General features: G+C 67.0%; 10 protein-coding genes and 1 tRNA gene. 5 read left to right on the forward strand and 6 right to left on the reverse strand.

Annotated features, from left to right (window positions below; all coding sequences use genetic code 11):
• Positions 1-741 precede the first annotated feature (741 nt).
• The 3 genes from LAN61_07505 to LAN61_07515 are packed head-to-tail and all read left to right on the forward strand — an operon-like array spanning position 742 to position 4,872.
• Entirely contained in the window at positions 742-2,175 is a 1,434-nt protein-coding gene (locus LAN61_07505) for an FAD-binding protein (protein MBZ5540350.1), read from the forward strand.
• Complete coding sequence (locus LAN61_07510; protein ID MBZ5540351.1) at positions 2,172-3,572, forward strand: FAD-binding oxidoreductase; 1,401 nt, start codon at positions 2,172-2,174, stop codon at positions 3,570-3,572. The genes LAN61_07505 and LAN61_07510 overlap by 4 nt, the downstream gene beginning before the upstream one ends.
• A 4-nt stretch (positions 3,573-3,576) precedes the next feature.
• A complete protein-coding gene (locus LAN61_07515) occupies positions 3,577-4,872 on the forward strand; it encodes a (Fe-S)-binding protein (GenBank protein ID MBZ5540352.1) in 1,296 nt (431 codons plus the stop codon).
• Between the two features lie 90 nt (positions 4,873-4,962).
• Here LAN61_07515 and LAN61_07520 read toward each other — a convergent pair whose 3' ends face one another.
• The 3 genes from LAN61_07520 to LAN61_07530 form a co-directional block, all read right to left on the reverse strand.
• On the reverse strand, positions 4,963-5,898 hold the full coding sequence (locus tag LAN61_07520) for a DUF4412 domain-containing protein (protein MBZ5540353.1): 936 nt from the start codon (positions 5,896-5,898) through the stop codon (positions 4,963-4,965).
• Positions 5,899-6,020: 122 nt separating this feature from the next.
• Positions 6,021-6,674, reverse strand: a complete 654-nt coding sequence (locus LAN61_07525) for a hypothetical protein (protein ID MBZ5540354.1) — start codon at positions 6,672-6,674, stop codon at positions 6,021-6,023.
• Positions 6,671-7,282: a sigma-70 family RNA polymerase sigma factor gene (locus LAN61_07530; GenBank protein ID MBZ5540355.1), complete on the reverse strand. Its 612-nt coding sequence runs from the start codon at positions 7,280-7,282 to the stop codon at positions 6,671-6,673. Before LAN61_07530 ends, LAN61_07525 begins: the two co-directional genes overlap by 4 nt.
• Positions 7,283-7,448: 166 nt before the next feature.
• Here LAN61_07530 and acs point away from each other — a divergent pair, with 166 nt between their 5' ends.
• Positions 7,449-9,401 (forward strand): acetate--CoA ligase, encoded by a 1,953-nt coding sequence (gene acs, locus LAN61_07535; protein MBZ5540356.1) that lies wholly within the window; start codon positions 7,449-7,451, stop codon positions 9,399-9,401.
• Positions 9,402-9,423: 22 nt separating this feature from the next.
• Here the strand turns inward: acs and LAN61_07540 are convergent, their stop codons facing one another.
• The 3 genes from LAN61_07540 to LAN61_07550 all read right to left on the reverse strand — a co-directional run bounded on the left by LAN61_07540 (position 9,424) and on the right by LAN61_07550 (position 10,822).
• Positions 9,424-10,209 carry an SDR family oxidoreductase gene (locus LAN61_07540; GenBank protein MBZ5540357.1) on the reverse strand — a complete coding sequence of 262 codons (786 nt, stop codon included), beginning with the start codon at positions 10,207-10,209 and terminating at the stop codon, positions 9,424-9,426.
• 161 nt (positions 10,210-10,370) lie between these two features.
• Complete coding sequence (locus LAN61_07545; protein ID MBZ5540358.1) at positions 10,371-10,643, reverse strand: PGPGW domain-containing protein; 273 nt, start codon at positions 10,641-10,643, stop codon at positions 10,371-10,373.
• Between the two features lie 89 nt (positions 10,644-10,732).
• Positions 10,733-10,822: transfer RNA gene (locus LAN61_07550), tRNA-Ser, on the reverse strand.
• Positions 10,823-11,049: 227 nt separating this feature from the next.
• Between LAN61_07550 and LAN61_07555 the strand changes: the two genes are divergently transcribed.
• Positions 11,050-13,380, forward strand: a complete 2,331-nt coding sequence (locus tag LAN61_07555) for a TonB-dependent receptor (GenBank protein ID MBZ5540359.1) — start codon at positions 11,050-11,052, stop codon at positions 13,378-13,380.
• Positions 13,381-13,382: the final 2 nt, after the last annotated feature.

Raw genomic sequence — 13,382 nt, forward strand, 5'->3', positions numbered from 1 at the left:
TAGCACAGGTCCGCGCGGGGAAGCATGCGGCGGGAAAGCGACTGGTGATTCGCGATTGGTGAGCGGTGAAGGGTGCCGAATGCAAAAAGCGCAGATGGCCGATGAAGAAAAGAAAAGGCTTGCGGTTGAAAATGGCGGGGGTACCCCCCACCCCCGTTGTTTTTTGCAAAGAGTGCGCAGATGGTTGATTCTGAAAGGGTTGCTGAAATCAACGGGAGCAAGAGTGCGCAAGAGCAGGGAGGATAGGGACTTAAAGTCCTGCTTTTTGTCCGTTGTAGAGAAGAGTGAGCAAGCGTCAGAAAAGAAAGGAGTTAGAGAGGCAGTTAACAGTTGACAGTTGAAAGTTGAAAGCAAGAGGAGGCGGGAAGGACGCCGGGAAAGTTTTCGAACGGCAGATTGGCGTAACACGAAAAAGGATAGCAGATGGGTTACGCTATTTCAAGAGATTACTGAGTGGTATTCGAATGGTTTGTGGAAAAGTGTGCGAATGCTCGGCTCCGTTTCGCAGCCGAAGATCAAAGGCCCAAACAAAAAGAAAGACCCACCCTTGCAAAAACCGCAAGGATGGGCCACCCGCCGCTGAGATCCTTCGGCGAACCTCATCGGTTCGCCTCAGGATGACACCTTGCGGTGCCGTGCTTCTACGCAGTCTGCGTTCGCGAGAAATCCGAGTCGAGGCGGGTTGCGCGAGTGGCGGGAGTCTCACTATAGTGGCAGCAGACGGCCACGCGCCGTGTGCTCATGCCTTCCCGCCTCACACGCGAACTCGAAGGCCTTCTTGGCCGGGCGGCGGTGCTCGCCCGGGCGGAGGATCTGATCCTCTATGAGTACGACGGGTCGGTGGAGAAGGCGCGGCCGGACGTCGTGGTATTTCCGCGCAGCACGGACGAGGTGTCGCGCATCGTGCGGCTGGCCAACCGCTACGGCGTGCCCATCGTGGGGCGCGGCGCGGGCACGGGGCTATCCGGCGGGGCGCTGGCGCGTTCGGGCGGGGTGATGCTGGTCTTTGCGCGCATGGAGCGCATTCTGGAGGTGGACTACGAGAATCTGCGAGCAGTGGTGCAGCCGGGCGTCGTCAATTTCGATCTGACGCGGGCGGTGGAGCACGCCGGGCTCTATTTCGCGCCGGACCCCTCGAGCCAGAAAGCGTGCACCATCGGCGGGAACGTCAGCGAGAACTCCGGGGGACCGCACACGCTGGCCTACGGCGTGACCACGAATCACGTGACGGGCCTGGAGCTGGTGCTGACCGACGGCGAAATCGTGCGCGTGGGCGGCAAGACCAGCGACGCGCTGGGCTACGACCTCACCGGGCTGCTGGTCGGCTCCGAGGGCACGCTGGCGCTGGTCACCGAAATCACCGTGCGGCTTTCGCGCAAGCCCGAGGCGGTGAAAACGCTGCTGGCCGTCTTCCACACCGTGGACGACGCCACGGAAACCGTGGTGGAGATCACCGCGCGCGCCATTACCCCGGCCGCCTGCGAGATGATGGACGGCTGGACGCTGGCGGCCATCGAAGACTATGTCCACGCGGGATTTCCGCGCGACAGCGGCGCGGTGCTGCTGATCGAAGTGGAGGGCATCACGGAAGCGGTGGCCGCGCAGGCCGAAGCCGTCACCGAGGTCTGCCGGCAGCACAACGCGCGCGAAGTGCGCGTGGCCCGCGACGCGCAGGAGAGCGAGCTGCTCTGGAAGGGCCGCAAGAACGCTTTCGGCGCCATGGGCCGCCTGGCTCCCAGCAACTACGTGCTCGACGGGGTGATCCCGCGCTCGCGCCTGCCGCAGACGCTGCGCTACATCACGGCGCTGGGCCGCGAGCGCGGCTTCCAGATCGGCAACATCTTTCACGCCGGCGACGGCAATCTGCACCCCATCATTCTTTACGACCCGCGCGACGCGGCGCAGTTCGAGCGGGCCGTGCGCACGGCCAACGACATTCTGCACTACTGCGTGGAGCTGGGCGGCGCGCTCACCGGGGAGCACGGCGTGGGCATGGAGAAGAACGAGCTGATGCCGCTGCTTTTCTCGGAAGCGGATCTGGAGCTGATGCGCCGCATGCGCGACGCCTTCAACCCCGCGGGCAATCTGAATCCCGGCAAGATTTTCCCCACCGGAAAGGGCTGCGGCGAGGTGCGCATCAAAGCGCAGCAGACAGGAGCGGCGCCGCTGCTATGAGCGCTCCGGGCAACTCCGTCGTCGCGCGTCTCGAAGCTATCGCCGGCGCGGAGCACGTCCTGGCGCAGGCGGGCGAGCGCGCAGCTTGCGCCGTGGACGGCGCCGCGCCCGCGGCGGTGGTGCGCCCGGCGTCGCCCGAGCAGGTCGCCGAGGTTGTGCGCTTGGCCGGCGCGGAAAAACTCGCCGTCGTGCCCGTGGGCGCGCGCACCAAGCTGGGCATCGGACACCCGCCACAGCGCTACGACCTGGCGCTGGACCTCACGCGGCTCGACCAGATCGCACACTACGATCCCGGGGACCTCACGCTCAGCGTGGACGCGGGCATGCCGCTGGCGCGGCTGGCGGAGAGGCTCGCCGAGCACGGGCAATTCGTGCCGCTGGCGGCGCCGTGGTTCCAGCGCGCGACGGTCGGCGGCACCATCGCTTCCGGCGTGGATTCGCCGCTGCGCCAGTTCTATGGCACGGCGCGCGACTTCGTGATCGGCGCGGAATTCGTCACCGGCGCGGGCGCGCTGGGCAAGAGCGGCGGGCGGGTGGTGAAAAACGTGACCGGCTACGATCTGCACAAGCTGCTCATCGGATCGCTGGGCACGCTGGCGGTGCTCACGCGCGTCAATTTCCGGACGTTTCCCCTGCCGGCGTTGAGCCGCGGTTTCGTGGGCGCATTTGCCACGGCGCAAGGCGCGCTGGAGCTGCGCCGGCGCATTGCGGCCTCGCCACTGACGCCGGTGACGCTGGAAATTGTCAGTCCGGAGCTGGCGCGGCTGTTTGCCGAGAATAGTCCGGGCTCGCTGGACGCGCCGCTCGCCGCGCCGGGCGCATGGTTCCACGGAGAACAATGGCAGCTCTGCGCGGGTTTCGAAGGGAGCGAGGCGGTCGTGGCGCGCTATTCCCGCGACCTCACGCGGCTCGCCGGGGAGGCCGGCGCCGCGGGCGTGCAGATCCTCGACGAGGAGACGCAGCCGCTGGTCTGGACGCGCCTGCGCGAATGCATTCCGCTGGTGCTGGAAGCTTCGCCCGCCGCCGCGATTTTCAAGCTCAGCCTGCTGCCCGGGCAGTTCGCTGCGGCTTTCGAAACGCTGCGGGCCGCCGCCGCGCGGCACGCGCTGCCCTGCGCCCTGCTGGCGCGCGGCTCCGGCGCGCTCTATTTTGCGCTGTTGCCGGAGCGCAACGACGCCGATGCGCTGGCGCGCCTGGCCTCCGCCGCCGCAACGGTTTTCGAAATTGCCGCCGCGGGCGGCGGTCACGCCGCGCTTCCCTGGTGCCCCGCGGCGCTGAAACGAAGCGTCTCCGTATGGGGAGCGCCACGCGCGGATTTTGCGCTCCTGCCGCGCGTGAAGAGCGCGTTCGACCCGGCGGGGATTCTCGCGCCCGGCCGCTTTGCGGGAGGAATCTGAGGCCATGGTCCCGCAAGCACCGCGCCCGGCAATCTCCGGCCTCGTTCCCGCGTACGAAGACTACGCGCACTGCACGCACTGCGGCCTGTGCCTGAATCACTGCCCTACCTACCGGCTGTGGAAGCTGGAAGCGGACTCGCCGCGCGGGCGCATCCGGCAGATGATCCTCGTCGAGCAGGGCGAGCTGGCCGCCGGCCCCATCTTCGTGCAGCACATGGACCAGTGCCTGGATTGCCGGGCCTGCGAAACGGCGTGTCCCGCGGGCGTCGAGTACGGCAAACTCATCGAATACGCGCGCGCGCGAATTGAGAAGGAGTATCGCCGCCCGCTGCTGGCGCGGATGGCGCGCGAGTTCGTGTATCGCCGGCTGCTGCCGTTTCCGCGGCGCATCGCCGCCGCGGCGCGGCTCACGCGTTTCTACCAGCGCAGCGGGCTGCAGTGGCTGGCGCGCAGGAGCGGCGCACTGCGCCTGCTGGGCCTCGCCGACCGCGAGCGGCTCCTGCCGCGCATGGACGACGATCCATTTTTCTTCGAGCAACTGGGCAAGGTTTTCCCCGCGCAGGGAACGCGGCGCGCGCGCGTGGCCTTTTTTGCCGGCTGCGTCGCGCAGGTCAGCTTCGCGCGGCTCAACGAAGCCACCATCCGCGTGCTCACCGCCAACGGCTGCGAGGTGGCCGTGCCCGGCGGACAGCTTTGCTGCGGCGCACTGGCCGCGCACGCCGGGGTGCGCGACGCCGCGCGCGATCTGGCCCGCCGCAACCTCGCCGTCTTCCAGAACGGCAATTTCGACGCCGTCATCACCAACGCCGCCGGCTGCGGCTCCACGCTCAAGGAGTACGCGCACCTGTTTTCCGCCGGCGAGCCGGAGCACGCCCAGGCACTCGCCTTTCAGGCCAAGATGCGCGACGTCAGCGAATTCCTCGCCGCGCTGGGGCTCTCCGCGCCCCTGAAGAGCATGCCCCTGCGCGTCACCTACCAGGACTCCTGCCACCTGCTGCACGGACAGAAGGTGAAAGACGCGCCGCGGCAGCTGCTGCGCGCCATCCCCGGCGTGGAATTCGTGGAATTGCCGTACACGGAGATCTGCTGCGGCTCGGCGGGGGTGTACAACGTCACGCAGACGGAAGCGTCGCTGGAGTTGCTGGCCGAAAAGATGAAGCACGCCGCGAAGACCAAGGCGCAAGCCATCGTCACCGCCAACCCCGGCTGCTTGCTGCAGCTGCGCGCCGGCGCCGAAATCCACAACACCGGGCAGGAAGTCCTGCACGTCGTCGAACTCCTCGACCGCGCCCTACGCTAGTCCGGCGCTGTAAAAGCAAGAGCGCCCTCCCCGCGGCTCATGTTGTGCCGCGGACAGGGCGCATTGCCTTCAGGAGAGAAGCTCGCGTTCTTAGGGCTCCGGTGTGGGTGGCTGCTCCTGGCCTTGCCCAGGTCCCGGACCGCGCCCCATACCGGGCCTACGGCCACGCCGGCCGAAGCGGCCCATGGGCCGTGCGGGCGCGTCCTTGACCGTGTAGTCCGCCGGTACCTGGAAGAGCTTGGCGTCCGGTTCCTTGCGCTGGATGTTGGTGAGCTGATAGGTGGTTTCGCCGAAGCGCGGATCGCTGCGCTTGGTCATCACCACGGTTTGCAGATCTTTCGAATACCAGCGCTCGACAACGATTTCGATCGGTTTGTCGTTGCCGACCTGCCCGGCGGGAATCACGCGGGTATGGCGAGTGCCTTCCGCGGAAACGCCGTCGATGGTCCTGGTGCCCAGGGAGACGGTCTTCAATTCGCCGGACGCTTCCATTTTCTTGCGGCGCTCCTCAAACCTCTCCCTCATCGCCGGATGCCGGCCGTCGCGCGGAGGGGGCAGCTTGCGCGCGATTTTCTCCTCCGGTTGCAGCACGAAAGCCGTTCCCGCCGCCGGATCGCGCAGCACGATGAACGAACGGATCTTTCCCGAGGCCGCAAACGGCCCGATCGCCGGAAGCGTGACCTCCCGGCGGAAGCGCCCTTCGCTGTCGCGGTAGAGCGCGGACTGCGTCGTGCGGTGGATGCGGTTGCCGTCGGCGAGAACGTGCGTCGTCTCGGAGACCGCCGTGGCGGAGAAGGGCGCGCCCTTTACCGTTTTCTGCCCGGGTGCTTCGTCGAAACCGAGCAATTCGACATTTTCGCCCAGCGGCGGGCCCGGCATTTCTTCGGGCATCTGCTCGGCCTGCGCGAAAAACATCGTCTCCGGGGGCGCCGCGGGCGGGGGTGGTTCCTGAGCGCGGACCGCGCCGGCGCCGGCCAGAAGTGCACCGGCCAATAGGGCGTACAGCACATTCTTGTGTATCCTCATTTTCGTGTTGCCTCCTCTTCTCTCCTGCTGCGCTGACTCGCTACTCAGCAAACTCTTTGTTTTGGGCGACCGCAAAGCGGTCGATGTCTTGAGCGACCGCAAAGCGGTCGACCCACTCGCACCTAGCGCGAGAGGCGCACCGCTTGCGGCTGCCCGTCCGCGCTGACCAGCAGATCCACCAGCACCGGCTCGCCGGACTGCTCTTCGTTCACCGGCAGCCCCAGCGCGGCGAGCGCCGCGCGCGGCATGCGCACACTCACGATGGAATCGTCCTCCGTGGCCACCGGCAGGCCATCCGGCAAGAGTGTGAAGTCGTCCTGCGCCTGTGCCGCCGGTGCGGTGTTCTGCGTGGCGGAATTTTCCGGTGCGTTGGGCGGCACGGGAGGGTTTATGGCCACGACAGGTTCTGCGGGCCGCATCCAGTGGCGCACACCCACCGCCGCCACGAGCACCGCCGCGGCGGCCAGAATCGCGGCGGCGACGGCCGTCTTGCGCCGCTCCCCGCGCCGCTTGAATCCCAGTAATTGCACGTGCCGGCGCAGCTGCATTTCGATCCGCGGGGGGGCTTGGGCCGTCCGAGTCTCTTCGGCCAGGGTGCGCAGTTGCCCGCGCAGCACGCCCAGCGATTCGCTCTGCGCGGCGCAGCGCGCACAGGCGCGGCGGTGCGCTTCCCAGACGGCCCGCTGCATCGCGCTCATCTGCGCCGCGTCGCGCTCGGCGTCCAGTCCCAGCTCCGCAAACTCTTGGCAGCTCATCTCCGGAATTTCGTTGCTCATGGAATCACCTCCTTGCGTGGCTGCTCGCGCAGGAGCTCCAGCCGGGCCAGCAGCAGCGCCCGTCCGCGATGCAGCCGCGAGCGCACCGTTCCGATGGGGCATTCGAGCAGCCGCGCCGCCTCCTCGTAACTCAATTCTTCGAGATCACACAGCACCACGGCTTCGCGGAACTCCTCGGGCAGCTCCAGCACCGCGCGGCGCACCTGTCCGGCCTGTTGGCGCTGCTCGGCCCAGGCCGCCGGGTTCATCGCACCGTTTCCGCTCCCGGCCGCCGCGGGCCTGGCTCCGGGAGGCAGCTCCCCCTCGGCGTCCAGGGGAATTTCGTTGGGCCGGCGCGAAAACTGTTTCCGCAGGTGATTGCGCGCAATGCCGAAAAGAAAGGCGCCCAGCTCGCCGCGCGCAGGGTCGAAGGAGCCGGGTTGGCGAAACAGCGTCAGAAAGACCTCCTGCACAATCTCTTCCGCCGTCCAGGCGCTGCCGGTCATGCGCAGGGCGAAGCGGTAGAGCGTCGCCTGGTGCGCCCGGTAAATCTGCGCAAAGGCCTCTTGATCGCCCCGGACGGCTCGCCGCAGCAGATCGTCTTCGCGTGGATGCTGTGGGATGGGCATCTCTCCTGTTTAGACGGTCCGTTGCGCTCTATCTGGTACTTGCCGGAATGGCGCCCAAAAGTTCCCGAACCGTTCCCGGATTCTCACTGTACTCTTCTGCGTCTCTTCTTGACCGCGTTCCTTCCAATGCGTACCTTATTCCTCTGTTTCCATCTCCGGAGGCCCCATGGCCGAGTTTGACCCGCACGTACTGGAAGAGAAAGCCGTACCTCCTCCAGTGGAATTTTCCAAACACGCCCGCGTGCGCTCGCTGGGGGAATACCGCGCGCTGTGCCAGCGCGCTGAGGAGGACCCCGCGGGCTTCTGGAGCGAACAGGCCGAGCTGCTGCACTGGTTCACCCCGCCGACGGAGGTGCTGGTCTGGAACCCGCCGCACGCCCGCTGGTTTCACGACGGCACGCTGAATGTCAGCTACAACTGCCTGGACCGCCACGTCCAGCTGCACCCGAAAAAACCCGCGCTGCTCTGGGAAGCGGAAGACGGCAAACGCCTCGCGCTCACCTACACCGACCTCTATGAAAAGACCTGCCGCTGCGCCAACGCCCTGAAGAAGCTCGGCGTGAAATCCGGCGACTGCGTCACGATCTACATGCCCATGATTCCCGAGCTGGCCGTGGCCATGCTGGCCTGCGCGCGCATCGGGGCTATGCACTCCGTGGTCTTCGGGGGCTTCAGCGCCCCGGCGCTCTCCGACCGCATGCTGGACGCCAAGTCCCGCGTGCTGATCACCGCTGACGGCGGCTACCGCCGCGGCCGCATCATCCCGCTAAAAGAGACCGCCGACAGCGCCCTCGAGAAGTGCCCCGGCGTCGAGAAGGTCCTGGTGGTGCGCCGCACCGGTGAGAAGGTCAACTGGAACGAGGGCCGCGACGTCTGGTGGCACGAACTGGTCGACGCCTCTTCTTCGCTGGCCCCCGCCGAGCCCTTCCCGGCCGAGCATCCACTCTTCATCCTGTACACCAGCGGCACCACCGGAAAACCCAAAGGCGTCCTGCACACCTCCGCCGGCTACCTGATGCAGTGCATGTGGTCCACACGGATGGTTTTTGACCTGCGCGAGGAGGACGTTTACTGGTGCACCGCGGACATCGGGTGGGTCACCGGCCACAGTTACATCGTCTACGGGCCGCTGGCCAGCGGCGCCACGGTGGTGATGTACGAAGGCGCGCCGGACTATCCCGGGCGCGACCGTTTCTGGCAGATCATCGGCCGCTACAAGGTGAGCATCTTTTACAGCTCGGCCACCGCCGTGCGCGCCTTCATGTCCTGGGGCAACGCCTATCTGGAGAAGCACGACCTCTCGAGCCTGCGCCTGCTCGGCACGGTGGGCGAGCCCATCAATCCCGCGGCGTGGAAGTGGTACCACGCCATCGTGGGCAAGGGCCGCTGCCCCATCGTGGACACCTGGTGGCAGACGGAGACCGGCTCGATCCTCATCTCCCCGCTGCCCGGCGCCACACCCGCCAAGGCCGGTTCGGCCACGCTGCCCCTGCCCGGGGTGATCGCCCGCGTCCTGCGCATGAACGGCGAAGAGGTTCCGCCGGGGGAAACCGGCTACCTGGTTATCGAGCAGCCCTGGCCCTCGATGATGCGCACCATCTACGGCGACGACGAGCGCTACCGCCGCGACTACTGGAGCCGCATCCCCGGAAAATATTTCACCGGGGACGCCGCGCAGCGCGACAAGGACGGCTACATCTGGGTCCTCGGCCGCGTGGACGACGTCATCAAGGTCGCCGGGCACCGCCTCAGCTCCATGGAGATCGAAAGCGCGCTAGTGAGCCACGCGGCCGTCGCCGAAGCCGCCGTGGTCTCCCGCCCCGACGACATCAAGGGCGAAGCGATCGTGGTCTTCTGCACGCTGCGCTCGGGGCACGTGGCCTCCGAGGAGTTGCGCGGCCTGGTGATCGAGCACGTCGCGAACGTCATCGGCACCATCGCCCGGCCCGCCGAAGTGCGCTTTGCCGATCTCCTGCCGAAGACGCGCAGCGGCAAGATCATGCGCCGGCTGCTGCGCGAGCTGGCGCAGAAGGGCAGCGTCACCGGCGACACCACCACGCTCGAAGATTTCAGCTCGATTGAGAAGCTGGCCCAGGAAATCGGCCACGACGAGGAGTAAGCAGCGCCGGCTGAAGCCGGTGCTACTTTCCGGGCTTGAACATGCCGGCGGCGATGCGCGTCACGAAGCGCCGCGGCACCAGGCGCTGCCCGTGCGTTCCCAGGTAGTTGCCGGTGCCGGAGATGACGTAGCTCTTGCCCGCAGCCAGCGCGCGCAGGCCCGTGCGCGCCACTTTTTCCGCGGTCTCTCTCTTTTTCGAAGCCGCTAGATGCGCCTGCCCGGCCACGTCGTGGAACTCCGACTCCGTCGAGCCGGGGCAGAGGGCGCAGACGCGCACGCCGTGCGGCTTCATCTCCTCCGCCAGCCCCTCGGCGAAGAGCAGATCGAAAGCCTTGGTCGCCGCGTAGGTGGAGATGTACGGCACGGCCTGAAACGCCGCGGTGGAGGCCAGGATCAGGATGCCGCCCCGCCGCCGCGCGACCATCTCCGGCACGTAGAGCCGCGTCAGATGCACCACCGCGCTGCAGTTCACCTGCACCATTTCCAGCAGCCGCGGCAGCGCCAGCTTGTGCAGCTCGCCATAGGCGCCGAAGCCCGCGTTGTTGATCAGCAGCTCGACGTCGATATCTTTCTTTTTGGTGAAGGCGTGGATGGCCTCCGGCGCTCCGGGGTCGGCCAGGTCCGCCACGACGATCTCCACACGCACGCCCTTGACCGTGAACTTGCCGGCCAGTTCCTCCAGCCGCTCGCGGCGCCGCGCGGTCAGCACCAGGTTCGTGCCGCCCGCCGCCAGCTGTTCGGCCAGCGCCTTGCCGATCCCCGCGCTGGCCCCCGTCACCAGCGCCCACTTCCCCCGCCAGGTTTCCATGAATCGCGCCTCCTCTATTCCGCCTGCACCGTCGTCTGCCTGCGTGACCGCAAAGCGGTCAACTTCATGCGTGACCGCAAAGCGGTCAACTGACCGGAAAATCTTCTGCCCATCGAGCGCCCGGGAATAGCTTTCTTGCCCACGGAAGCAAATCGCAAAGACTACGTGGAATCGCCGTCTGTGGAGGAATTCCCGCTCTCCGGACCCCGCGGCTGGCGGCGCATCGCGTCACGCATACGGCCGCCCTGGCGTTTGAGGCGCTCCATGAGGCGGCGCGCCCAGACAAATTCCGCGGCCAGCAGCCCCAGCCCCAGAAATATGCTCAGCCAGCCCGGCCCCGGGGTCAGCAGCATCACCGCGCCGAGCGCCAGCAGTGTGAAGCCGAACACAATACGAAAGATGCGGCGAGCTTGTTCCAGGGTGCGTAGGATCACGGAGGTATTCTACCGCGAGAGTTCCGGTACGGGTGGGATTCGAAGGGGAGGTGCGCAGCGGGGCACAACTGCCTGCGCAACCGGCGAATTGGCGGAGAGGGTGGGATTCGAACCCACGGTAGGGTTCCCCCTACACTCGCTTTCGAGGCGAGCTCTTTCAACCGCTCAGACACCTCTCCGCAGCGCGGTCAACCTTCCAATCGTAGCAGACCCCTTCGTTTTTCAGCAATGTGCGCGGCGAGTTCATTCCAACGTTTTGGAAGAACTGGGGCGTCTTGCGCCCGAGAACAGATGATCTGCGAGGGCCGCGGCCGGCGGCCGGCGGGCGGCGGTGAATTGCGCGCCGCGCACAAACCTTACGGGTATAATTCAGAGCCAATCCCCTGGCCATCCCCAGGAGCTCGGAATGCGAATGTTTCCGGAAATGTTGTGTCTGCCGCGGACGCCCAGGGTGATTCTCCTGCTGGGCGCGCTCGCGAGCCTGTGCCTGGCGCCGCGCGAGGCGCGCGCGCAAGCGGTGCGCGTGGAGGGAACGGTGCGCGATGCGCGCGGCGCGGCGGTATCCGGGGCGGAAGTGAAACTGCGCTGCCAGTCGTACCAAAGTTCGCAGACGGCGGATGGCGCGGGGGGATTCTTCTTCGACGGCGTTCCCGGGACATCCGGAACGCTGCTGGTGCAGGCCCGCGGGTTCGAGGCATCGGAAACACAGTGGAGCGCTACAGCAGGGGGCACAGCACAACTGCACATTACGCTCTCCCTGGAGACCATGCGCGAGCGCGTGAGCGTGACCGCCACGCGGACTGAGACGCGTCTCGGCGATACCCCGGCCAGCAGCCTGGTGCTGAATGCCGAGGACGTCGCCGCTACGCCGGCGCTGACGCTCGACGATCTGTTGCGCCAGGTGCCGGGCTTCGGCCTGTTCCGGCGTTCCGGGAGCCGCACGGCGAATCCCACCGCGCAAGGCGTGTCGCTGCGCGGGCTGGGCGCGAGCGGGGCCAGCCGTACGCTGGTGCTCGAAGACGGGCTGCCCCTCAATGACCCGTTTGGAGGCTGGGTGTACTGGGGACGTGTGCCGCGGGCAGCGGTGGCCTGCGTCGAAGTGGTGCGCGGCGGCGCCTCGGATCTTTACGGCAGCGACGCTCTGGGCGGCGTCATCCAGCTCCGCACGCGCCGCGCGGAGCCCGGCGGGCTGCGGCTGGAGACGTCCTACGGAAATGAGCAGACGCCGGATGTTTCCGTGTGGGCCGGCGGAGAGACCCGGGGGTGGGAGGCGGCGATTGCCGCGGCCGCATTTCATACCGAGGGCTACATCCTTGTCCCGGACGACCTGCGGGGGAGTGTGGACACCCGCGCCGGCTCCGCGCACGAAACGGCGGACCTCATGGTGGGCCGCCGGATCGGGGCCGAGGGGCGGATTTTCGCGCGCGGAATCTTCTACTCGGAATCCCGGCAGAACGGCACTCCGTTGCAAATCAACGACACCGCAATGGGGGAAGGGGTTCTCGGAGGCGAGGGGCCGCTGGGGCGGTTCGGTGCGCTCGCCGTGCACCTGCGCATACAGGCGCAGACGCTGCATCAGAATTTCTCGGCGATTGCGGCGAACCGGATGAGCGAGACGCTCACCAACCAGCAATCCGTGCCGGCACAGAGCCTGGGCGGAAGCGTGCAGTGGACGCGCGCCGCAGGGAAACGCCAGACCCTGGTAGCGGGAATGGACGCGGACGAGGTGCAGGGCGCGAGCGAGGAGCGGATTTTCCTCGCCGGAAATCTTTCGGCGCTGACGCACGCCGGGGGAAGGCAGCGCACGGAGGGATTTTTCGCGGAAGACATCCTGCGCCTGGGCAGTAATTGGATCGTGACCGCGGCGGTGCGCTTCGATCATTGGCGTAATTTTGACGCGCAGGCCACGCGGATGCGGATCGCGCCGCCCGGGCCCACGACCGTGAGCTCCTTCGCGGAACGCACGGAGAGCGCTTTCAATCCCCGGCTGTCGGTCTTGCGCCGCTTGTCGGCCAACCTCGCGCTCACCGCTTCGGCCTACCGGGCCTTTCGCGCGCCGACGCTGAACGAGTTGTACCGCTCCTTCCGGGTGGGGAATGTGCTGACGCTCAGCAACGCCGGGTTGCGCGCGGAACGCCTGACGGGGGGAGAGGCCGGGTTGCGCGCGACGGCATTCGGCGGGAAGCTGGACCTGCGCGGCACGTTCTTCTGGAACGAAATCGTCAATCCCATCGCCAACGTAACCCTTCTGGTGCAACCCACGCTGCTCACCCGGATGCGGGAAAACCTGGGGCGCACACGTTCCCTGGGAGTAGAACTCGATGGCGTGGCGCACGTGAGCCGTTCGTTGGATCTCTCCGGCGGCTATCAGTATGCGGCGGCGACGGTGCGCAGTTTTCCGGCGGATACGTCTCTGGTCGGCCTGTGGGTTCCCCAGGTGCCGCATCAGCAATTCACGCTGCAGGGGCAGTATGCCCACGGTTCGGGTTTGCGCCTCAGCGTCCTGGGCCGCTATGGAGGCGGGCAATTCGAGGACGACAAGAACACGCTCTTCCTGGACCCGTATTTCTCCCTGGACGTGCAGGCGGCGCGGCCTGTGGCGCGGGGCTTCGAAGCGTTTGTGGCGGTGGAGAATCTGCTGAATCGCCGGTACACGGTGGGGCTCACGCCGGTTCCGACGCTGGGTCCTCCGCTGCTGGCGCGTGTGGGCTTGCGCTGGCGGTTTCACGGCCGTTAGCC

The sequence above is a fragment of the Terriglobia bacterium genome (assembly GCA_020072785.1).
Taxonomy (GTDB): Bacteria; Acidobacteriota; Terriglobia; order Acidiferrales; family UBA7541; genus Acidiferrum.

Excerpts from the sequence above, each read along its gene's own strand:
- LAN61_07505 (MBZ5540350.1), top strand. The coding sequence starts at position 742 with ATGCCTTCCCGCCTCACACGCGAACTCGAAGGCCTTCTTGGCCGGGCG.
- LAN61_07555 (MBZ5540359.1), top strand. The coding sequence starts at position 11,050 with ATGCGAATGTTTCCGGAAATGTTGTGTCTGCCGCGGACGCCCAGGGTG.
- acs (MBZ5540356.1), top strand. The coding sequence starts at position 7,449 with ATGGCCGAGTTTGACCCGCACGTACTGGAAGAGAAAGCCGTACCTCCT.
- LAN61_07525 (MBZ5540354.1), bottom strand. The coding sequence starts at position 6,674 with ATGAGCAACGAAATTCCGGAGATGAGCTGCCAAGAGTTTGCGGAGCTG.
- LAN61_07520 (MBZ5540353.1), bottom strand. The coding sequence starts at position 5,898 with ATGAGGATACACAAGAATGTGCTGTACGCCCTATTGGCCGGTGCACTT.
- LAN61_07540 (MBZ5540357.1), bottom strand. The coding sequence starts at position 10,209 with ATGGAAACCTGGCGGGGGAAGTGGGCGCTGGTGACGGGGGCCAGCGCG.
- LAN61_07515 (MBZ5540352.1), top strand. The coding sequence starts at position 3,577 with ATGGTCCCGCAAGCACCGCGCCCGGCAATCTCCGGCCTCGTTCCCGCG.
- LAN61_07510 (MBZ5540351.1), top strand. The coding sequence starts at position 2,172 with ATGAGCGCTCCGGGCAACTCCGTCGTCGCGCGTCTCGAAGCTATCGCC.
- LAN61_07530 (MBZ5540355.1), bottom strand. The coding sequence starts at position 7,282 with ATGCCCATCCCACAGCATCCACGCGAAGACGATCTGCTGCGGCGAGCC.